18 protein-coding genes and 1 pseudogene are annotated in these 20,616 nt (G+C 70.7%); 12 read left to right on the top strand and 7 right to left on the bottom strand.

The window, feature by feature from the left end:
- Window positions 1–284 precede the first annotated feature (284 nt).
- The 3 genes and pseudogenes from O7553_RS24500 to O7553_RS24490 form a co-directional block, all read right to left on the bottom strand.
- Window positions 285–497: pseudogene (locus tag O7553_RS24500) on the bottom strand (MerR family DNA-binding transcriptional regulator); the annotation flags it as partial.
- A 63-nt stretch (window positions 498–560) separates the two neighbouring features.
- A complete protein-coding gene (locus O7553_RS24495) occupies window positions 561–875 on the bottom strand; it encodes a hypothetical protein (RefSeq protein ID WP_281551959.1) in 315 nt (104 codons plus the stop codon).
- A 496-nt stretch (window positions 876–1,371) separates the two neighbouring features.
- Entirely contained in the window at window positions 1,372–1,947 is a 576-nt protein-coding gene (locus O7553_RS24490; RefSeq protein ID WP_281551958.1) for a TetR/AcrR family transcriptional regulator, read from the bottom strand.
- A gap of 29 nt (window positions 1,948–1,976) precedes the next feature.
- Here O7553_RS24490 and O7553_RS24485 point away from each other — a divergent pair, with 29 nt between their 5' ends.
- From O7553_RS24485 to O7553_RS24465, 5 genes are all read left to right on the top strand, one after another.
- Entirely contained in the window at window positions 1,977–2,132 is a 156-nt protein-coding gene (locus O7553_RS24485; RefSeq protein WP_281551957.1) for a hypothetical protein, read from the top strand.
- A 238-nt stretch (window positions 2,133–2,370) separates the two neighbouring features.
- Entirely contained in the window at window positions 2,371–2,700 is a 330-nt protein-coding gene (locus O7553_RS24480; protein WP_281551956.1) for a metalloregulator ArsR/SmtB family transcription factor, read from the top strand.
- Window positions 2,700–3,407, top strand: coding sequence for a cation transporter (locus tag O7553_RS24475; protein ID WP_281551955.1), 708 nt, complete (start codon window positions 2,700–2,702; stop codon window positions 3,405–3,407). The genes O7553_RS24480 and O7553_RS24475 overlap by 1 nt, the downstream gene beginning before the upstream one ends.
- A gap of 54 nt (window positions 3,408–3,461) precedes the next feature.
- Window positions 3,462–4,397: a 16S rRNA (cytidine(1402)-2'-O)-methyltransferase gene (gene rsmI / locus O7553_RS24470; protein WP_281551954.1), complete on the top strand. Its 936-nt coding sequence runs from the start codon at window positions 3,462–3,464 to the stop codon at window positions 4,395–4,397.
- Between the two features lie 218 nt (window positions 4,398–4,615).
- On the top strand, window positions 4,616–6,823 hold the full coding sequence (locus tag O7553_RS24465; RefSeq protein ID WP_281555736.1) for a glycoside hydrolase family 9 protein: 2,208 nt from the start codon (window positions 4,616–4,618) through the stop codon (window positions 6,821–6,823).
- A 44-nt stretch (window positions 6,824–6,867) separates the two neighbouring features.
- Here O7553_RS24465 and O7553_RS24460 read toward each other — a convergent pair whose 3' ends face one another.
- A complete protein-coding gene (locus tag O7553_RS24460; protein WP_281551953.1) occupies window positions 6,868–9,285 on the bottom strand; it encodes a M28 family peptidase in 2,418 nt (805 codons plus the stop codon).
- Window positions 9,286–9,553: 268 nt separating this feature from the next.
- On the opposite strand from O7553_RS24460, the gene O7553_RS24455 reads away from it, so the two are divergent.
- Genes O7553_RS24455 through O7553_RS24440 form a run of 4 tightly spaced genes read left to right on the top strand, consistent with a single transcriptional unit; the run spans window position 9,554 to window position 13,598 of the window.
- Window positions 9,554–10,720 (top strand): fused response regulator/phosphatase, encoded by a 1,167-nt coding sequence (locus tag O7553_RS24455; protein ID WP_281551952.1) that lies wholly within the window; start codon window positions 9,554–9,556, stop codon window positions 10,718–10,720.
- Entirely contained in the window at window positions 10,717–12,345 is a 1,629-nt protein-coding gene (locus O7553_RS24450) for a sensor histidine kinase (RefSeq protein WP_281551951.1), read from the top strand. Before O7553_RS24455 ends, O7553_RS24450 begins: the two co-directional genes overlap by 4 nt.
- Window positions 12,345–12,794, top strand: a complete 450-nt coding sequence (locus O7553_RS24445) for a response regulator (protein WP_281551950.1) — start codon at window positions 12,345–12,347, stop codon at window positions 12,792–12,794. The genes O7553_RS24450 and O7553_RS24445 overlap by 1 nt, the downstream gene beginning before the upstream one ends.
- Before the next feature lie 3 nt (window positions 12,795–12,797).
- Window positions 12,798–13,598, top strand: a complete 801-nt coding sequence (locus O7553_RS24440) for an inositol monophosphatase family protein (protein WP_281551949.1) — start codon at window positions 12,798–12,800, stop codon at window positions 13,596–13,598.
- Here the strand turns inward: O7553_RS24440 and O7553_RS24435 are convergent, their stop codons facing one another.
- Window positions 13,599–13,892 (bottom strand): DUF2218 domain-containing protein, encoded by a 294-nt coding sequence (locus O7553_RS24435; RefSeq protein WP_281551948.1) that lies wholly within the window; start codon window positions 13,890–13,892, stop codon window positions 13,599–13,601.
- 290 nt (window positions 13,893–14,182) lie between these two features.
- On the opposite strand from O7553_RS24435, the gene O7553_RS24430 reads away from it, so the two are divergent.
- From O7553_RS24430 to O7553_RS24420, 3 genes are all read left to right on the top strand, one after another.
- On the top strand, window positions 14,183–15,208 hold the full coding sequence (locus O7553_RS24430) for a hypothetical protein (protein ID WP_281551947.1): 1,026 nt from the start codon (window positions 14,183–14,185) through the stop codon (window positions 15,206–15,208).
- Between the two features lie 96 nt (window positions 15,209–15,304).
- Window positions 15,305–16,876, top strand: coding sequence for a fused MFS/spermidine synthase (locus O7553_RS24425; RefSeq protein ID WP_281551946.1), 1,572 nt, complete (start codon window positions 15,305–15,307; stop codon window positions 16,874–16,876).
- A 48-nt stretch (window positions 16,877–16,924) separates the two neighbouring features.
- On the top strand, window positions 16,925–18,514 hold the full coding sequence (locus O7553_RS24420) for a serine/threonine-protein kinase (RefSeq protein ID WP_281551945.1): 1,590 nt from the start codon (window positions 16,925–16,927) through the stop codon (window positions 18,512–18,514).
- A 37-nt stretch (window positions 18,515–18,551) separates the two neighbouring features.
- Here the strand turns inward: O7553_RS24420 and O7553_RS24415 are convergent, their stop codons facing one another.
- Window positions 18,552–19,226, bottom strand: a complete 675-nt coding sequence (locus tag O7553_RS24415) for a TrkA family potassium uptake protein (RefSeq protein ID WP_281551944.1) — start codon at window positions 19,224–19,226, stop codon at window positions 18,552–18,554.
- Window positions 19,219–20,553: a potassium transporter TrkG gene (locus O7553_RS24410; RefSeq protein ID WP_281551943.1), complete on the bottom strand. Its 1,335-nt coding sequence runs from the start codon at window positions 20,551–20,553 to the stop codon at window positions 19,219–19,221. Before O7553_RS24410 ends, O7553_RS24415 begins: the two co-directional genes overlap by 8 nt.
- Window positions 20,554–20,616 lie beyond the last annotated feature (63 nt).

Genomic DNA, 20,616 nt, shown 5'->3' with positions numbered 1-20,616 from the left:
GGGTTGACCGACGCCGCCGGCGCCGGGCCGGTGGCCCGCTGAGTCGACCAGGCCGTCAGCGCGGCTTTCGGGTCGTCGGCGAAGAACCGGATCGTCCGTACGTGTGCGATGCGGCCCAACGAGCGGACCACCCACAGCGGCTCGGCCAGCTCGACCACCAGGTTGGTCTGCGCGATCGCCGACACGATGAGCACGTCACCGTCGACCCGGATGGTGCCCTGCTCGTCCTCGGACACCGTGGCATCGGCGTCCAGCTCGGTGAGCACCTCGCGCAGCTCCCGGCCCCGGTCGTCGGCGAGTACGCCCCGGATCTCGTCGAGGGAGAGTCCGAGTTCGCTCAGCCGGCGTACCCGGGCCAGCGCGACCGCATCCCGTAGCAGGTACTCCCGGTAGCCGTTGGGCAGCCGCTCCGGCTCAGGCAGCAACCCGAGATGGTGGTAGTGGCGCACGGTCCGGGTGGAGACCCCGACCAGCGCGGCGAGCTCGCCGATCCGCATGCCACCAGTAACAACGTTGCCGTTACGACAAGGTCAAGCTTGCCGTAGCGGCCTCGCAGACTGTCAGGCGTCCTGGAGTTCTCGGAGGTGGTGGTCGACCGCCTGGAACCGTGGCCAGTCCGGCGTGTGACAGCCGACGGCGTGCAGCGCGGTACGGATGTCCATCAGCAGCCTGCTGGCAGCGAACTCGAAGCTGGTGGCCTCGGTCGAAGTGGCGATGTCCACGATCCGGTCAGTGAGCTTCGCAGCGATCTGGACCTCGACGTCCAGAGAATCCAATTGCTCCTGGACCGCATCGATGAATTCTTCGAACTGCTCATCGGTGCCATGGGGGGTGCTGACGAAGGTCATCTGGACCGCGAGACGGAACTCTTTCACGTTGCCTCCCAGCACGTCGCCCGACGAAGCTGAGCCCTCATGTCTCGCAAGTAGTTCGGATTAGAGGGCGTCGTTGACATCGTCTTCATGCACTTACAGGGATTCAGGCACTTCAACTTGAAGTGCTTGTTCCCTCCTCCGGTGACGGACCAGCCATCCTTCTCGACCTCCTTGAGGAGTTCCTCGTACTCGCCGCCGAGCCTGTGACGAGGGCGTGACACTGTGAGTTCTCCTCGTGTTCGAGGGTACCTTGGATTGCTGCCGCTACGGCAGAGGTCTTTCGTTGGGTCGATCCTCTCGTCAGTATCGATGTTCAGCGCGCGGGCCGGGTCGGACATATAACTCATTTGACGCACTGTCGGTTATGAGACAGTCACCGAAAGCTACTTCTGGCGAATGTTGCCGTCCGATCGGCTACGGCCACCAGCGCAGTGTCGACGAACGTGATGACGGGGTGTGGCGTCGTTGCCGCCGCGACGAGGTCAAGCAACGATCGTCAACGTGATGGGCCCGGTGCTGCGCTGTCGAGGGCGATGGTCACGACCTTGCGCACCGCCGGTCCGTCCGGCGGTTCGGTCTCCCTGTCAGCGAGGAGCAGATGTCCGGTCCCTACCAGCATCGGCGCGAGTGCGTCGATGTCGGCGTCGACCGCGATCCGGCCGAGGTCCCGCTCGGCGGCCAGGTAGGACGCGATCATGGTCGTGGCGTCGGAGAGGATCGGCAGTCGGGGGTCCGGTCTGGCTTGCCGCAACCGTCCGCGCAGCTCGTGGCGGGAGACGATGAGACTGATCAGGGCGAGGGTCACCGATCCGAACAGCTCGGTGAGCAGCCCGGTCAGATTGTCGGCGACGGTGCCGGTCCCGGCTGCCTGCTGCAGGGCGGCGGCCTGGGTATCGATCCGAGCCATCCGGTCCAGCACGAACTCGGTGAGGAAGGTGTCGAAGTCGGCGAAGTAGCGGTGCAGGACGCCCTTGGCGACCCCCGCCTCGGTGGTGACCGCCCGGCTGGTCAGACCACTTGGCCCAGTGCAATGCCGGACGGGCCAATCATGTGGTCGGTGGCCGGCAGGCATTCCTGTACCCGGGCCGAGACGAGGTGGAGTTGCTCGGTCTGCCGAACCTGAATCTCAGCGCCCGCATCGGCAAGGGCAACCACCAGGGGTTCAGCATCCAGGATGTCGACCTGATCCTTGGTTCGGTGCGGGTGGCAACCGACGTGGACGACATCTCGACCTGGCCGCAGACCCTGATGCGCTGACGCCATGCCCCATAGTGCATACGTTGAGTAACTGTCAGGGTCGGGGGTACCGGTTCAGCTTGATGCCAGAGATGCATCTTGATGCACCTGTGGCATCAAGCCTGTAGAGACACCCTGCCTCCGGAACAGCCAAGCGACCGAAGCGACCCGAGCAGGCGGAGCAGCCAGAGCAGGCGGAGCAGGCGGAGCAACGGTTCAGTCTTTGTTTTATTCAGCGCACGATGTACTATCGCAACCCATGGAGACGCTGACGTACGGGCAGGTGCTGGCGCGCTTCGGGCACGCCCTGTCCGACCCGGTCCGGGCCCGGCTGCTGCTCGCACTGCGCGACGGCCCCGGCTATCCCGCCGAGCTGGCCGACCTGCTCGGCACCAGCCGGCAGAACCTCTCCAACCACCTGGCCTGCCTGCGCGGCTGCGGCCTGGTCGTGGCGGTGCCCGAAGGCCGGCGGTCCCGCTACGAGCTGGCCGACCCCCGGCTCGCCCACGCCCTGGGCGACCTGCTCGGCCTGGTGCTGTCCGTCGACCCGGCGGCCTGCCCGACCGCTGACACCGACGACTGCTGCTGATGCCCGCTCAACTGCCGCTCGTCCCGATCGGCCCGACCCGGCCGTCCGGACAGCACCAGCCGGCCGGCCCGACCCGGCCGTCCGGGCACTCCGAGCTGTCCGCTGCCCGGCAGGCGACGCTCGCCCGGCGGATCCGATGGTTCGTCGCCGCCACCATCGCCTACAACGTGATCGAGGCGATCGTCGCGATCAGCGCCGGCACCGTCGCCTCCTCCACCGCGCTCATCGGGTTCGGCCTCGACTCGGTGGTCGAGGTGGCCTCCGCCGCCGCAGTCGCCTGGCAGTTCACCGGCGCCGACCACGAGCGCCGCGAAAGCCGCGAACGCGCCGCGCTACGGGTCATCGCCGTGTCGTTCTTCGCCCTCGCCGGCTACGTCGGATTCGAATCGGTACGGGCGCTGCTGGGCGCGCACCGCCCGGACCACTCCACGGTCGGGCTGATCCTCGCCGCGCTCTCCCTGGCGGTCATGCCGGTGCTCTCCACCGCGCAGCGCCGCGCCGGGCGGGAGCTCGGCTCGGTGTCGGCCGTCGCCGACTCCAAACAGACTTTGCTCTGCACCTACCTGTCCGCTGTCCTGCTAGGCGGGCTGGCGGTCAACTCGCTGTTCGGCTGGTGGTGGGCCGACCCCGCCGCCGCTCTGGTCATCGCCGCCGTCGCCGTCAGGGAAGGCCGGGAGGCCTGGCGCGGCGACACCTGCTGTGCCTGATACCTGATCGAGGTGAGGCGGCAGAGCTGTCGGCCGGGTGGCTACCATCGCCGGGTGAACGAGGCAGCCGGCGGCAGCAGGGGCGACCAGGGCGATGCGGGTGAGCAGGTCGACCCGAGCGGCCGGGGTGACGAGCGGCGCGGCACGCTGTCGGTGGTGCCGACGCCGATCGGCAACCCGCGCGACATCACCCTGCGGGCGCTGGACGTGCTGCGTACCGCCGGGTTGGTCGCCGCCGAGGACACCCGGCGGGCCAGGCGGCTGCTCGACGCGCACGACATCGACGTCCGGGTGGTCAGCTGCTACGACCACAACGAGCAGGCCCGTACCGCCGAGTTGATCTCCGTGCTGAACGCCGGCACCGACGTCGCGTTGATCTCCGACGCCGGTACGCCGCTGGTCAACGACCCCGGCTACCTGGTGGTCGGGGCGGCGCTGGCCGACGGGCTGCGGGTCGACCCGCTGCCCGGGGCGAGCGCCGCGCTGAGCGCGCTGGTCGGCTCCGGGCTGCCGGCAAACCGTTTCCTGTACGTCGGTTTCCTGCCCCGCAAGTCGGCGGCGCGGCGCACCGCGTTGACCGAGGTCGCCCCGGTGGCCGCCACGTTGATCTTCTTCGAGGCGCCGCACCGGGTGGTGGAGATGCTCGCCGACGTACGCGAGGTGCTCGGTGACCGGGCGGCGGCGCTGGTGCGCAACCTGACCAAGTCGCACGAGGAGTGGCTGCGCGGCCCGCTGTCCCAGGTGCACGCCGACCTGGCCGCCCGCGACGAGGTCAGGGGCGAGATCACCGTGGTGGTGGAGGGCATACGGCGGCGTGAGTCGACCAACGGCGGCGGGGTCGGGGCCGGCAGCCTCGACCCGGACCGGGTGATCGAGTTGTTGCTCGGTGCCGGGCTGGACACCCGGACGGTACGGTCGTTGGCCGGCCAGTTGACCGGGCTGGCCCGCAACGAGGTCTACGACCGGGTGTCGGCGCTGCGCCCGCGCTGAAGGCCGCCTGCATAGATCTATTGACATGCTCGAAACACGCTGAGAATATTCGAGTACTGCGGGTGGGAGCGCTCCCATCCGCTGCTTTCGATGCATGACCGCTGACACGGCGCGCCGGGCAGAGCCTCGCCCGCGCCGCACGACCATCGGAAGGACCCGGCGTGTCGATATTCTCCCGGCGGCGGACCGTTCCGCTCGCCGTCACCGCGGTGGCGGCGCTGACCGCCACCGCACTCACCGCCGCTGCTCCTGCGCACGCGCAGGACGAGGCACCCGAACAGATCGTCAACGGCACCTTCGACGACGGCCACGCCCCCTGGTGGGGCACCGCCAACATCACCCTCGACTCCAGCAGCCAGCAGCTCTGCGCCGACATCCCCGGTGGCACCGTCAACCCGTGGGACGTCATCATCGGCCAGGACGACGTCCCGCTGGTCGCCGGTGAGACGTACGAATACAAGTTCTTCGCCACCGCCACCCCCAACAAGGTGATCCGGGCGCTGATCCAACTGCCGGTCGACCCGTGGACCCAGTTCATGGCGGCCAACCCCGAGGTCAGCGTCTCCGGCAACAACTACACGTACACCTTCACCGCCCCGACCGACCTGCCCAACGCCCAGGTCGCCTTCCAGGTCGGCGGCAGCGCCGACCCATGGCGGCTGTGCCTCGACGATGTGTCGCTGCGCGGCGGCGCCGAACCGGAGGAGTACGTGCCGGACACCGGACCCCGGGTGCGGGTCAACCAGGTCGGCTACCTGCCGAAGGGGCCGAAGAACGCCACCCTGGTCACCGACGCCACCGACCCGCTGCCGTGGAGACTGTACGACTCAGGCGGCAAGGTCGTCGTCAACGGCAAGACCAAGCCGCGTGGGCTGGACGAATCCTCCGGGCAGAATGTCCACTCGATCACGTTCAGCCGCTTTGTCCGACCCGGCACCGGTTACACCCTGGTCGCCGATGGCGAAACCAGCTTCCCGTTCGAGATCGGCACCAGCTTCTACACGCAGCTGCGCGCCGACGCGCTGAAGTTCTACTACACCCAGCGCAGCGGCATTGAGATCTCCGACGAGCTGCGGCCCGGCTACGGCCGCCCGGCCGGGCACGTCGGCGTCGCGCCCAACCAGGGTGACCTGGAGGTGCCGTGCCAGCCCGGCGTCTGTGACTACACCCTGGACGTCTCCGGCGGCTGGTACGACGCCGGCGACCACGGCAAGTACGTGGTCAACGGTGGCATCTCCGTCTACCAGCTGATGAACGAGTACGAGCGGGCCCTGCGGGTGCACCGGGGCAAGCCGTGGCTGCAGCGTGACGGCGTGCTCGACCTGCCGGAGAGCGGCAACAAGCTGCCGGACATCCTCGACGAGGTGCGCTGGCAGCAGGAGTTCCTGCTCAAGATGCAGGTCCCGGCCGGGCAGCCGCTGGCTGGCATGGCCCACCACAAGATCCACGACGCGGCGTGGACCGGCCTGCCGCTGCTGCCGCACCTCGACTCCCAGCTGCGCGAGCTGCACCCGCCGTCGACCGCCGCCACGCTCAACCTGGCGGCCACCGCCGCCCAGGCGGCGCGGGTGTTCAAGCCGTACGACGAGGCCTTCGCCGACCGCAACCTGGACGCGGCCCGCACCGCGTGGGCGGCGGCCAAGGCCAACCCGCAGATGTACGCCGACCCGGCCGACGCCATCGGCGGCGGCCCCTACGACGACACCGACGTCACCGACGAGTTCTACTGGGCGGCGGCCGAGCTGTACCTGACCACCGGGGAGCGCGAGTTCCGCGACTTCGTGCTCGCCTCGCCGCACCACACGGGTGACATCTTCAAGGAGGGCGCCTTCGGCTGGCAGTGGACCGCTCCGCTGGGCCGGATGGCGCTGGCCACGACGCCGAACAGCCTGCCGGGCTGGTGGCAGGTGCGGGCGTCGGTGATCGATGCGGCGGACCGCTACCTGGCCACGCTCGATGCCCACCCGTACGGTATCCCGTACGCCCCGGTCAGCAACCTCTACGACTGGGGTTCGAACAGCGTCATCGTCAACAACGCGATCGTGATCGCCACCGCGTACGACCTGACCGGTAAGGAGAAGTACCGCGACGGGGTGCTGCAGACGATGGACTACATCTTCGGCCGCAACGCGCTGAACATCTCCTACGTCACCGGCTACGGCACGGTGTCGTCGCAGAACCAGCACTCCCGCTGGTACGCCCGCCAGCTCAACCCCGAGCTGCCGAACCCGCCGCGCGGCACGCTCGCCGGTGGTCCGAACTCGTCGATCCAGGACCCGGTGGCGCAGCGGCTGCTGACCGGCTGCGCGCCGCAGTTCTGCTACGTCGACGACATCGAGTCCTGGGCCACTAACGAGCTGACCATCAACTGGAACGCCCCGCTGTCCTGGATCGCGGCCTTCATCGCCGACCAGGGCCGCGGCTGAATCCACCGCCCCTGCGCCGCCCGGGCGGCGCAGGGGCGTGGCGGTCAGAACGTGTAGGTCCGGGCGACGGTCACCAGTTCGCTGGTGTGTGAACCGGCCACCCCGACCCCGGTCGGCCGGGGGGTGAAGCCGGGCAGGTCCGCCAGGCCGTCGCTGCCGTCGGCCACCCGCACCCGGACCGGGCCGGTGGCGGCGTTCGCGCCGTCGCCGGCCCGCAGCACCAGCACGACCTCCAGCCCTTGCGGCGGCGGGGCGTGGAACACCGTCCCGAAGCTCCAGCCGTCACCGGACGAGGTGCCGGTCGACTCGACCGGCACCTCCCGGCCGGCGACCGTCGCCGACACCACCTCGGGCCCGCCGGCCGCCACGTGCAGCCCCACCAGCCGGACCGGCCGCTGCTGCAGCAGGCGCAACCGCAGGGTACGCCGCCCGTCGGCGGCCACCCCGCTGTCGTCGAGCAGGTCCAGCGCCGGCGCCGGCAGGTCCGCCGCCTCGGCCGGCCCGGTACGCAGCGGATGGTCGCCGATCAGCGGAAACTCGTCCGCCACCGAGGCGGCCTGGTCGACGTACCCGGCGGTCCACGGCTGCGGCCGGGTCTCCCAGCTCAACCAGCGGGCCTCGCCGGTGTCGGTGTCCAGCGCGTACATCAGCTGGGTGGGTACCGGATGGTCGGCGTCGAACCGGTCCACTACGAAGCCGACCACGGCGAGCATCAGCGCGGCGAGCCCGGCGGCGACCGCTGGCACCGGCCCGGCCCGGCGGGCCCGGACCGCGGCGACGCCGCGCTGCCCGCCGGCCTGCGGCAGCAGCAGGTCCAGCACCGGCAGCGCAGCCAACGCCAGCAGCGTCGCGACGAACGCGGCGGCTGCGGCCAGACCCATGCCCAGCGCCGGGAAGAGCAGTACCACCGTCGGTGCCAGCAACAGCACGCCGACCGTCGCCCCGGCGGCCAGCGCCACCACCGGCCACGGACCGGTTGTCCGCAGCGACAGCGCGACCAGGCAACCGGCCGTGCCGGCCAGGGCCGGCAGCGTCGCCAGGTACGACCCGCCGGGGGCGAGTGCGGCGAGCAGCAGGCCGATCAGCGTCAGCCAGGCCAGCCCGCCGACGGCCAGCGCCGCCGGGCCGACCCGCCGTCGTAGCAACGCGTACCAGGTGAAAACCACGGCCGTGGTCAGCGCCAGCACCGCCATCCGGTACGGCACCGGCCGGTACGGGTCGAGCAGGTCGGCGTACTCCGGCCGGAGCCGGACCACGACGGTCCACAGCAGCTGCGCGGTGGCCGGCGCGGCGACCAGCGGGATCGCCGCCAACCCGAACCCAGCGGCGAGTCGCGGCCAGTCGGCCCGGCCACGTCGCCGGGTCGCCCACGCCAGTACGCCGACCGCGACGGCGGCCAGCACCGCCAACGGCCAGGTCAGTGTGCCGGGGTAGCGGGCCAGCCCGAGCGGGGTGGGAAAGTAGGTGGCGTCGGAGTCGGCGGCCAGCGCCGGGATGTCCGCCGCGCCGAACCCGCGGGCCAGGCCGAGGGTGTTGTCGCCGTGGTGCTGCAGGCTGGCCCGGTCCATCGACGCGGGGGTGTCCTGCGGGGTGTGGTAGATGGCCGAGCCGTCGATGTACGCCGAGTTGAGCCCGGCGAAACCGGCGTCAAGGAACGGGGTGAAGTCGGTGTCGTTGGGCAGCAGCCGGTAGACCTCGACGGCGAATGACGTGCCGATCGGGTGCGGGGCGGCGCGGCCGAACACGTCGACCAGGGCGGCGTTGTCGCGGGACGTCTCGAAGGTGACCACCGGCCCGCTGCTGCCGCGCGCCTCCAGGTTGAGCACCACGGTGTCGTCGGCGTCGGCCAGCGGGTGCGCGGCGACGAACGCCGCCGCGCCGCACAGGCACGCCTCCTCGGCGTCGGTGAACAGCAGCACGACGTCGTTGCGCGGCCGGTCACCTTCGGTGATGGCACGGGCCACCTCCAGCAGGGTGCCGACGCCGGCGCCGTCGTCGTTTGCACCCGGACTGACCTGGACCGAGTCGTAGTGGGTGACCAGCACGATCCGTCCGGTCGGGTCGGTCCCCGGGATCTGGGCGACCACGTTGCGTACCCGGGCCAGGGTGGCGCCGCTGGCCGCGCCGCTGAGCTGACCGGCCTCGCCGCCGACCGCGTCCTGGGTCTGCGGGGCCAGCCCCAGCGCGGTCAGCGTGTCGACCAGGTAGTCGCGGACGTCGTCGTTGGCGGCGCTGCCGGTCGGGTGCGGCCGCTGCGCGATCCGTTCGATGTGCCGGTGCGCCCGGTCGGCGCTGAACTCGCTGGCCGGCGCGCCAGCGCCGCGCGGCGCGGGTGGACGCAGGTCGACCAGCGCGGCGGCGGCCACCAGGCCGAGGGCGGCCAGCGCGGCCAGCGCGGCGGCCGGCCGCCGGTGGGGCCGGGCGAACGCCCGGTGGGCGGCGGCGACAAGGGGTACGCCCATGGTGCTCTCCTGCGCTGCGTGGGTAAGGGTGGCTACATCCTGCCCAATCCGGGCTGGCCGGGTAACCAGGCATCGGCCGGGTGGCCTACTTTGTGCAAGTGCTTGCTGTTGTGTGCCCTGTTCGGCTGGGAGACGATCAGCGGGTCATCGAAAAGGAGCTCACCATCGACACTCACCTGGCGCGGCGGCGGACCAGCGGCAGGCCGGCATGACCGGTTCGTCACTCGTTCCGCCCCGTTCCGATCCTCGGTCCGAGCCGGGCCCGCCGGTGGCTGTCGCACCGACGGAGCGGCTGCGGGTGCTGTTGGTCGAGGACGACGAGGGCGACGCGTTCCTCGTCGGCGAGTTGCTGGCGGAGGCGCAGGCGGCGGTCGACCTGGTGGTGGCGAACAGCCTGAACCAGGCCCGGGAGCGGATCGCCGGGGTTGACTGCGTCCTGCTCGATCTGGGGCTGCCGGACGCGCAAGGGCTGGACGGTCTGCGCCGGGTGCTCGGGGTGGCCGGCCGGGCGGCGGTCTGCGTGCTCACCGGCCGGCAGGATGAGCACCTCGGCATCGGCGCGGTCGCCGAAGGCGCCCAGGACTACCTGGTCAAGGGTCAGGTCGACGGGGTACTTCTGAGCCGGGCACTGCGGTACGCCGTGGAGCGTAAGCGGGCCGACGAGAACGCCCGCCGGCTGCGTGAGGTCGAGCTGCGGCAGGCCGAGTCGGCCCGGCTGGAGCGCGGGCTGCTGCCGCAGCCGCTGATGGACACCGACGAGGTTTCGGTGCACACCTTCTATCGGCCGGGTCGGCACGCCGCGCTGATCGGCGGGGACTTCTTCGACGTGGTGCAGACCACGCCCGAGCGGATCGACCTGATCGTCGGCGACGTCTGCGGGCACGGCGCCGACGAGGCCGCGCTCGGGGTCGAGCTGCGGGTCGCCTGGCGGGCGCTGGTGCTCGCCGGGGTGGCCGACGACGCGGTGCTGCCGGCGCTGGAGCAGGTGCTGATGAGCGAACGCCGGCTGCGGGAAATCTTCGCGACGGTGGCCGCCGTCCGGCTGGACCTGGCCGCCAACCGGGCCACTGTACGGTTGGCGGGACATCCGCCGCCGCTGCTGTTCCGCCACGGTCAGGTCGCGCCGGTGCCCGCCCCGGGCGGCCTGCTGCTCGGCGTCCACCCCCGCCCGCCCCGCGCCTTCGATGTGGAGTTCGACGCCGATGAGTGGTCCCTGTTGATGTACACCGACGGTCTGATCGAGGGGCGGCTCGGTGACTCCGACGAACGGCTGGACGTGGCCGGCCTGCAACGGCTGGTGGCCGAGCCGGCGGCCCGAGACGTGCCGCTGCCGGCGCTGCCCGGCTGGCTGGTCGGCCGGGCCGAGGAGATCAACGGTGGTCCGCTCGCCGATGACGTGGCGATGCTGCTGGTCAGCCGGGGCGTAGGCCGGTGACCGCCGCTCCGCCACCGGCCGGGGTGTCCCGGGCCAGCCGGTTGACGCTGCGTGCCCGGGTGACGCTGCTCTGCGTCGTGGTGGGTGGACTGCTGGCGGCCCTGGCCGGCGGCGCGGCGCTGGTCGCCCGAGCCAACCAGGACCACATCGACACCATGCTCACCAGGATCGGCCCGCTGCGGACCGACGCGGAGAGCCTGCTGACCGTGCTGGTCGACCAGGAGACCGGGGTACGTGGCTACGCGGTGTCCGGTGACCCGGCCGATCTCGCGCCGTACCGTCAGGGGGCGGTGCAGGAACGGCAGCTGATCGACCACATGCTGAGTCTGATCGCGGAGGACGATCCGCTGCGCGGCCAGATCGAGGCCATCGCCGACCAGGCACGGCAGTGGCGCGACCTGGTCGCCGAGCCGGCGATCGCCGCCGTCGAGACGGACGGGACCGATGCCGGGCAGGCGCTGCTCGGCGACGCTGCCCGGGAACGTTTCGACGACCTACGGGTTGACGTCGACCAGCTGCAGGCGGACATTCTGACGGTCCGGGACCGGGTCGCGGCGGACGCCCGGGGGACCAGCCGGACCCTGGCGGGTCTGCTGGCCGTGGCGGCGGCGGTGGTGGTTCTGGCCGGGGTGGTGCTGCTGATGTCGCTGAACAGGCTGGTGATCGGCCCGGTCACCGGTCTCGCCGCGCAGGTGCGGCAGGTGGCCAACGGCGAGTACCACCGGGACATCGCGAACGTCGGGCCGCCGGAGCTGGCCGCGCTGGCCAGCGACGTGGACGGCATGCGACGCAAGATCGCCGCAGATCTGGCCGAGGTGCGTGAGGCCCGGGAACGGGTCGAGTGGGTGAACGGCCAACTGCAGAGGCAGGCCGAGGAGCTGGTCCGGTCCAACCGTGACCTGGAGCAGTTCGCCTACGTGGCGTCGCACGACCTGCAGGAGCCGCTGCGCAAGGTGGCCAGCTTCTGCCAGTTGCTGCAGCGCCGGTACGCCGGTCAGCTGGACGCCCGCGCGGACCAGTACATCGCCTTCGCTGTCGACGGCGCGCAACGGATGCAGCGGCTGATCAACGACCTGCTGGCGTTCTCCCGGATCGGCCGGATGACCTCCGGCTTCACCGACGTCGACCTGAACAAGGTGATGACCGAGGTGGCCGGTCAGACCGAGGCGAGCCGGGAGTACGCCGGCGGCGAGCTGACCTGGTCGGAGCTGCCGGTGGTCACCGGCGAGGAGCCGTTGCTGACGAATCTGCTGGTGAACCTGGTCAGCAACGCGTTCAAGTTCCGTCGGCCGCAGGTGCCGCCCCGGGTGGAGGTCTCCGCCCGTGAGCTGGCCGGCGAGTGGGAGATCACCTGTCGGGACAACGGCATCGGGATCGAAGCCGAGTTCGCTGACAAGATCTTCGTGATCTTCCAGCGCTTGCACTCGAAGGACGCCTACCCGGGCACCGGGATCGGGCTGGCGATCGGCAAGAAGATCGTCGAGTACCACGGCGGCCGGATCTGGGTTGACACCCAGGTCGACCAGGGCACGGCGATTCGTTTTACGCTTCCGGTGACCGCCCGCCCGGACCCGGTGTCCGCCGCGTCGGCCGACGGCGGCGCCGAGAAGGAGACGAAGGTGTGATGACCGAACCGGACGGCAAGAGCCCGATAGAGGTCCTGCTGGTCGAGGACGATCCGGGTGACGTGCTGATGACCCAGGAGGCGTTCGAGGAACACAAGGTCCGTAACCGGCTCACCGTCGTCTCGGACGGCGCCGAGGCCCTGGCCTACCTGCGCCGGGAGGGCAAGTACGCCGACGCGGTGCTGCCCGACCTGATCCTGCTCGACCTGAACCTGCCCCGGCGCGACGGCCGTGAGGTCCTCGAGGAGATAAAGAAGGACGACGACCTGGGCCGGATCCCGGTGGTGGTGCTCACCACCTCGCAGGCCGACGAGGACATCCTGCGCTCCTACCAGCTGCACGCGAACGCGTACGTGACCAAGCCGGTGGACTTCGAGCGGTTCATCGCGGTGATCCGGCAGATCGACGAGTTCTTCGTCAGCGTGGTTAAGCTGCCCCCGCGCGGCTGACACATGATCGACGAGGTGGGTGAGCTGCTGCGGGAAGCGGCGGCGCGGGCGGTGCTGCCCTGGTTCAACCAGCTGTCCGCCGAACACATCACCGAGAAGGCCCCGGGTGACCTGGTCACCGTCGCCGACCAGCAGGCCGAGGAGTTCATCGCGGCCGGGCTGCGGCGGCTGGCACCGGGGTCGGTGGTGGTCGGTGAGGAGGCGGTCGCCGTCGATTCGCGGCTGCTACGTCGGTTGCGCGACGCCGGCCGGGTCTGGCTGGTCGACCCGATCGACGGTACGGCGAACTACGCGGCCGGCCGTCGGCCGTTCGTGATGATGGTGGCCCTGCTAGCCGCCGGTGAGCCGGTGGCGAGCTGGATCCTTGACCCGGTGGGCGGGTCGCTGGTGGTGGCCGAGCATGGGTCCGGCTGCTGGGTGGACGGGGTGCGGCTGGCACCGCCGACGACCGCGCCCCCGGTGGACCGGCTGCGCGGGGCGGTGCCGTTGGAGTACCTGCCGGTGCCGGTGCGGGCAGCTGTGGAGGCCGGCGGTGAGCGGTTGGGTGCGGTGCTGCCCGGTCAGCACTGCGCCGGCCGGGAGCACTGGGACATCGCCGCCGGGGAGCAGGACTTCGCGATGTTCTGGCGGACCCTGCCGTGGGACCACGTGCCGGGCACGCTGCTGGTGCGGGAGACCGGCGGCGTCGCGATGCGGCTGGACGGCAGCCCGTACGACTTCACCGACGACCGGTCGGGGCTGCTGGTGGCCAGGACCGACGCGGCCTGGCAGGAGGTACGGGCGGCGCTGCTGCCGGCCGGGTGATCAGCCGCCGCCGGTCGGCTGCCAGTCGACGGCCAGGCTCTCCCGGGCACCGGCGCGCTCCAGGTGTTCGCCGACGAGGTACTCCACCCGGGCGAGCCCGATGTCGTCGTCGCTGTCGGCGTGCAGCGTGAGACTGTCGTTGGTGGCGTCGATCCGGCAGGTACCGAAGCCGAAGTCGATCAGCCCCTGGTCGGCGGTCCATTTGACCGGTACGGCGGTGGCGAAATGTTCGCACAGGTGGGTCAGGTGGCGTTGCGACCGTGGGGTCCGGACGTGAGCCTCGGAACGTGGCACCGAAATCCTCACTGGAGACTGTGAATAAGGTTAGGCTAGCTTAATTTATTGACCCCTGCGGCATCGCCGAGATGGCTGTGCGACACGCCAGGCGTCACGCCCGGTAATCGTGTTGATTTTGCGTGATTGGTTCATTGCTGCAGGTAATAGTTCAGGCCTGGCTGCGCGCCATCTGCATGATGTGGTAATGCGCTCGACTCGCCGACGTTCCAGTGGCAACGGTGAAATCCGGTAAGCTGTGCCCGGTTTACGGACCGCGACCTGACAATGTGATCCAGGAGGACGCGACTGTGGTCGGCACGACGGTATCCCGGCGGCGCTCCGGTGCGGCGGCGTCACTCGTTGCGCTGGTCACCGCGATCGCGCTGGTGATCGGCGCGCCGGTCGCCTCGGCTGCGCCCGACGCCCCGGACGAAGGCGACAACAAGAGCCTGCGCGAGGTCCTGGAAGCCGCTTCCAAGGGGCACATCGAGGCGAAAGCCAAGCTGGACAACTCCAAGAAGCGCCAGAAGGAGTTGACCACCCAGTACGACGCCGTACAGGAGCGGCTCGTCTCGCTCACCGACGAGGTCGGGCTGATGGCGGCCGAGTCCTACCGGGTGGGGCGGCTGACCTCGGTCACCATGCTGCTGAACAGCGCTTCCCCGGCCGACATGCTGGACCGCGCCGCCGGGCTGGAGGTCATGGCCCAGCGGGAGGGCCGCAACCTGCGAGCCCTCACCGAAGCTCACGAGCAGGCCGCCCGGGCCAAGGCCGCGATCGACAACGAGGTACGGGAGCAGGAAAAGCAGGTCGCCATCATGGCCCGCAAGAAGCAGGACGCCGAGCGCGCCCTGGCGGCCGTCGGCGGCCAGTCAAGCGGCGGATTCGTCAGCACCACCTCGGCCGCCGCAAAACCCGCGCCACGCAACTCCGACGGCTCCTGGCCCTCCGAATCCTGCAACGTCGACGACCCCACCACCTCCGGCTGCATTACCCCGCGCACCCTGCACGCCCTGAACCAGGCGAAGTCCGCCGGATTCACCCGGTACGTCTCCTGCTTCCGCAACGGCGGCAGCGGCGAGCACCCCAAGGGTCGGGCCTGCGACTTCTCCGCCGAAGCCGGCGGATTCCAGAACCGCGCCGCCACCGGGGGCAACCGCACGTACGGCAACAATCTCGCCGGGTACTACATCAACAACGCCGACCGGCTCGGTGTGCTCTACGTCATCTGGTACCGGCAGATCTGGATGCCCGGCACCGGCTGGCGGGCCTACAACGGCGGCGGCAGCCCGGCCGGCGACCACACCAACCACGTGCATCTGTCGATGCTCTGACCCAACCACGTGCATCTGTCGATGCTCTGAACCACCATCCCTGCATCCCGCTCGACCGCCCGTCGGACGGCAGGCGGGATGCGTACCATCACAGCGATGGACTCGCCACCACCGGACACGCCGCTGCGGCCCGGCCTGGCCGCCGCGCTGGTCTTCGTCTCCAGCGGCGCTGTACTGGTGCTGGAGATCGTCGCGCTGCGGCTGGTCGGGCCGTACATCGGAGTGACCCTGCAGACCAACAGCGCGGTGATCGGTGTAGCGCTGGCCGCGATCGCCTACGGCACCTGGATCGGTGGCCGGATCGCAGACCGGCGCGACCCCCGCCCGCTGCTGCCGGCCGCGCTGGTCCTCGCCGGGATCACCACCGCGATCACCCTCCCACTGGTGCGGTACGCCGGTGAACTGCTGCGCGGCAGCGCCGTGGTGGGCATCCTGCTGCTCACCATGGTGGCCATCGTGCTGCCGGCCGCGCTGCTGTCGGCGGTCACCCCACTGGTGATCAAACTGCAGCTCGGCGACCTGAACCGCACCGGCGAGGTGGTCGGCAAGCTGTCCAGCATCGGTACGCTCGGCGCGATCACCGCCACCCTCGGCACCGGCTTCTTCCTGGTCGCCACGCTACCCAGCAGCGTGATCATGATGACGCTGGCGCTGCTGCTCGGCGGCAGCGGTATCGCCCTCGGGGTATATCTGCACCGCACCCGGCCACCCACCGACGCCACCGCCACCGCCACCGGCGGTGGCGCGGACGGCGGCGCAGCGCCCGGCGGCCGGACCGGCACCGCCACGCGGTCCGCCGTCGCCGTGATCGGGCTGCTCGCCGTCGGCCTCGCCGTTGCCGCACCCGACCCGTGCGATGTGGAGACCGAGTACCACTGCGCCACCGTGCAGGCCGATCCGGACCGCGGCTCCGGCCGGCTGCTGCTGCTCAACTCGGCCCGCCACTCGTACGTGGACCTCGACGACCCCACCCACCTGGAGTTCGCCTACACCAGATGGATCGGTGCCGCCCTCGACGTGACCGCCCCACCCGGGGAACCGCTCGACGCGCTGCACCTCGGCGGCGGCGGCTTCACCATGCCCCGGTACCTCAGCGCCACCCGGCCGGGCACCCGCAACACCGTCTACGAGATCGACGGTGGACTGGTCGACCTGGGCGTGCGGGAGCTCGACGTGCAGCCGGGTCCCGACCTGGCCGTGGTGGTCGGCGACGCCCGGATCCTGGTCACCGACCTGCCCACGGACAGCGTCGACGTGGTCGTCGGGGACGCGTTCGGGCACCTGGTGGTGCCCTGGCACCTGGCCACCCGGGAGATGGCCGCCGAGATCCGCCGGGTGGTCCGACCAGGCGGCAGCTACCTGCAGAACGTGATCGACTACCCGCCGCTGCGGTTCATCCAGGCCGAGGTGGCCACCGTCGCGGCCGAGTTCCCCGAGGTGGCGCTGATCACCCGGCCGGGGGCGGCGACCCGGCTCAGCGGCAGCAACTTCGTCATCCTCGCCGCCGACCGGCCACTGCCGTTGGACGAGGTACGGGCCCGGTTGACCGCTTCGGTCGGTGCCGAGTTCGATCTGCTCGCCGGGGACGAGCTGACCGATTTCGTGGCCGGTGCGCAGCCGCTCACCGACGACTATGCCCCGGTCGACCAGCTGCTCGTCGCCCCCTGATGCGGTTCCGCAGGTGTAGCTCGGGCCAGATCGGGCAACTCGGGAGTCATGGGTGGGGTGGCGAACGACTGCGGGCAACTGCTCGGTGACCGGTACCGGCTGATCGAACGGCTCGGCACCGGCGGGACGTCGGTGGTCTGGCGTGGTTACGACGAGATCCTCGACCGGCAGGTCGCGATCAAGGTCCTCGCTCCGCAGTACGCCCCGGACCAGGTGTTCCGCCACCGGATCCGGGTGGAGGCGCAGGCCGCCGCCCGGCTGTGCCACCCGCACATCACCAACGTCTACGACTACGGCGAAGCCGTCCGGGACGCAGCCACCCTGCCGTACGTGGTGATGGAACTGGTGGACGGCGAGTCGCTGGCCGCCCGGCTGCGTCGGGAACACATTCTGTCCTGGCGGGACGCGGTGGTGGCCTGCGCCGAGGTCGCCTCGGCGCTGGCCGCCGCGCACGCCACCGGCGTCGTCCACCGCGATGTCACCCCGGCCAACGTCATGCTGACCAGCACGGGAGCAAAGGTCGTCGACTTCGGCATCTCCGCGTTGGCCGGCGAAAGCGACGTCGGCCCGGACGGCAACCTGCTCGGCACCCCGGCGTACCTGGCGCCGGAGCGCCTCAACGGCGGCCAGGTCTCACCGGCCACCGACGTGTACGCCGTCGGCCTGCTGCTCTACCGCTCACTCACCGGCCGGCTGCCCTGGCAGGCCGCGAGCGTCACCCAGATGCTGCGGGCACACCTGCACACCGTGCCCGACCCGATGCCACCGGTCGCCGGACTGCCGGCGGAGGTGGTCGACCTCACCCTGCGGTGCCTGGCCAAGTGCCCGGCGGACCGGCCGACCAGCGAGGAGGTGGCGAAGACGCTGGCCGCCGCCGTCGGGGTCGCCGCCGGGCTGTCGCCGTCGATGGTCGCGCCGCTGCCGAACCGGCCGGGCTCCGACACCGACATTGCCGCCGACGACGGCCCGCCCCCGGTCGGCGTCGATGTCACCTGCGGGCTCGAGGTCACCGGGCTGGATCTGCCGGTCCCGACCGGCATCGGCCGGCGTCGCCGGCTGCGGACCTCATGGGTGCAGCGCCGCGCGGAAGCCGTGGTGATCGGGGTCGGCCTGATGATGCTCAGCGCCCTGGTCTGGGCCGGAGCCGGTGCCACACCCGCCACCGACCGGTTCCGCGAGGCGGTGGCCGCGCCGCCGGACTTCGGGCTCGCCGCCCAGTCCTCGGCGCCCTGCCGGGTCGAATACACGGTGCGCGGCGACTCCGGACGGGAGTTTGTCGCTGCGGCCACCGTCACCAACACCGGTTCCGCCGAGCTGACCGACTGGTCTCTGCGCTTCGCCTTCCCCGGCACCCAACGGCTCACCGCGGTGCGGGGCGGGCAGTGGGAACAGCAGGGCGGCGACGTACGGCTGCGGCCTGCGGCCGACGCCACCACCCTGGCCCCGGGGGCGACCGCACAGCTCCAGCTGGCGGGTGACTACGACGGGGTCAACACGCTGCCGCTGGAGTTCCACCTCGACGAGCTGATCTGCGACGTGTCCGTCGCGGCGGTCGCCGGACAGGCGGCGGGCGCGACGACCGAACTGTTGGAAACGGCGACCGGTCAGCCTGCCACCGACACGTCCCCGGTCCGGTAGCACCCCGTCGGCGGTACGGCTCCGGTGCGGGTACGGGTCAGGTGGCGGCGGCGAACCGCTGAACCTGTTCGGTGGTGCCGGAGACGATCAGCAGGGCGCCGTCACGAAGTTCGGTCTCCCGGTCGGCGTAGGTGAACCGTTCCCCCGGCATCTTCACCCCGATCACGGTCACTCCGTACCGCGACCGGATGTCGGTCTCACCGAGCCGCCGGCCCGCCGTACCACTCGGCAGCCGGGTCTCGGCGATCGAGAAGCCGTCGTCGAACTCGATGAAATCGAGCATCTTGCTGGTGATCAGGTGCGCCACCCGGTCGCCCATCGCGGCCTCCGGGTAGATGACGTGCCGGGCGCCGACGGAACGCAGGATCTTGCCGTGCTTGCCGGAGACCGCCTTGGCCCAGACCTCGGTGACGCCGATCTCGGCGAGGCTGAGCACGGTCAACACGCTGGCCTCGACATCCGAGCCGATGCCGACCACCACCCGCTGGAAGTCCCGCAGACCCAGCTGACGCAGCGCCTCGGTGTCGGTCGAGTCGGCCTGCACCACGTAGGTGAGCCGGTCTGCCCACCGCTGAACCACCGCCGGATTGGAATCGACGCCGAGCACGTCGAAACCCATCCGCAGCATCGAGTCGGCGACCTGGCCGCCGAACCGGCCGAGCCCGATGATGACCACGGTCCGGGTGGACCTGGTGCCGGTACGGTCAGCCAACGATGGGTCGCTCCTCCGGGTAGTGGAACCGTCGCCGCCGGGTGTTCAACGCGATCGCCGAGCCCAACGTGACGCTGCCGATCCGGCCGACGAACATCAGCACGACGAGCAGCACCTGAGCAGGGTCGGGCAGGTCGCCGGTGATCCCGGTGGACAGCCCGGTCGTGCCGAACGCCGACGTCACCTCGTACAGCGCCTGTTCACCGCCGATGTCGTCGGTCAGGCTGATCAGGGCCAGGGTGCCGGCCCCGACCAACGCCACGCCGATCAGCGCGACGGTCAGCGCCTGACGCTGGCTGGCCGCCGCGATCCGGCGTCGGCCGATCACCACGTCGTGCTCGCCGCGCAGCTCCGACCAGATGACGAAGGCGAGCAGGAAGAAGGTGGTCACCTTGATCCCGCCGGCGGTGCTGGCGCTGCCACCGCCGATGAACATCATTCCGATGGAGGCCGCCGTCGTCTCCGGGTTGAACTCTCCCAGGTCGACCGTGTTGAACCCGCCGGACCGGGTCATCACGTCCTGGAACAGCGCGGCCAACAGCTTCTCCGGCAGGTCGAGCGGGCCCAGGGTACGCGGGTTGGCCCACTCGAAGGTGAGCATGCTGACGAAGCCGATGCCGATCAGCGCCAACGTGCCCCACACGGTCAGCCGGGTGTGCACCGACCAGCGCCGCGGCCGGCTGCGCTCGCGGGCCAGCTCGAACAGGGCCGGGAAGCCGAGCCCGCCGACCACCACGCCGACGATCAGCGGCAGGCAGATCCACCAGTCGCCGACGAACTGGACCAGCCCGTCGGAGTAGAGGGCGAAGCCGCCGTTGTTGAACGCCTGGACGGCGTGGAACAGCCCGTACCACAGGGCCCGGGGCGGCGGGTAGTCGTAGTGCAGCCACAGCCGGGCGGCCAGGACGAGGGCGATCGCTGTTTCGGCGCCGAGCATCGTCGCCGCGATCCGCAGCAGCACCCGCCGGATGTCGGACAGCGCGAGGCTGTTGGTCTCGGCCTGCGCCGTGAGTCGGCTGCGCAGCCCCAGCCGGCGGGACACCAGCAGGCCGAGCAGGGTGGCCAGCGACATGATCCCGAAGCCGCCGAGCTGGGTGAGCAGGGTGATCAGCACCAGGCCGAGCGGTGACCAGTAGGCCGGGGTGTCGGTGACGGCCAGCCCGGTCACGCAGACCGCCGAGGTGGCGGTGAACAGGGCTGTGACGAAGGGCGCCGCGTCGGGTCCCTGGCGGCTGGCCGGCACCATCATCAGTACGGTGCCCACGGCGATCGCCCCGAGGAACGCGATCGGCACGATCCGGGCGGGGTTTCGCAGCGGCCGGCGCATCAAAGATGTCATACCACTGCAAAAGCCGAAAATATCAGAGATTGATCGGCATTCATGTAGTGG

It is taken from the genome of Solwaraspora sp. WMMA2059 (assembly GCF_027497315.1).
In the GTDB taxonomy this organism is placed as follows: domain Bacteria; phylum Actinomycetota; class Actinomycetes; order Mycobacteriales; family Micromonosporaceae; genus Micromonospora_E.
This window is presented reverse-complemented; position numbering and strand designations above follow the sequence as displayed.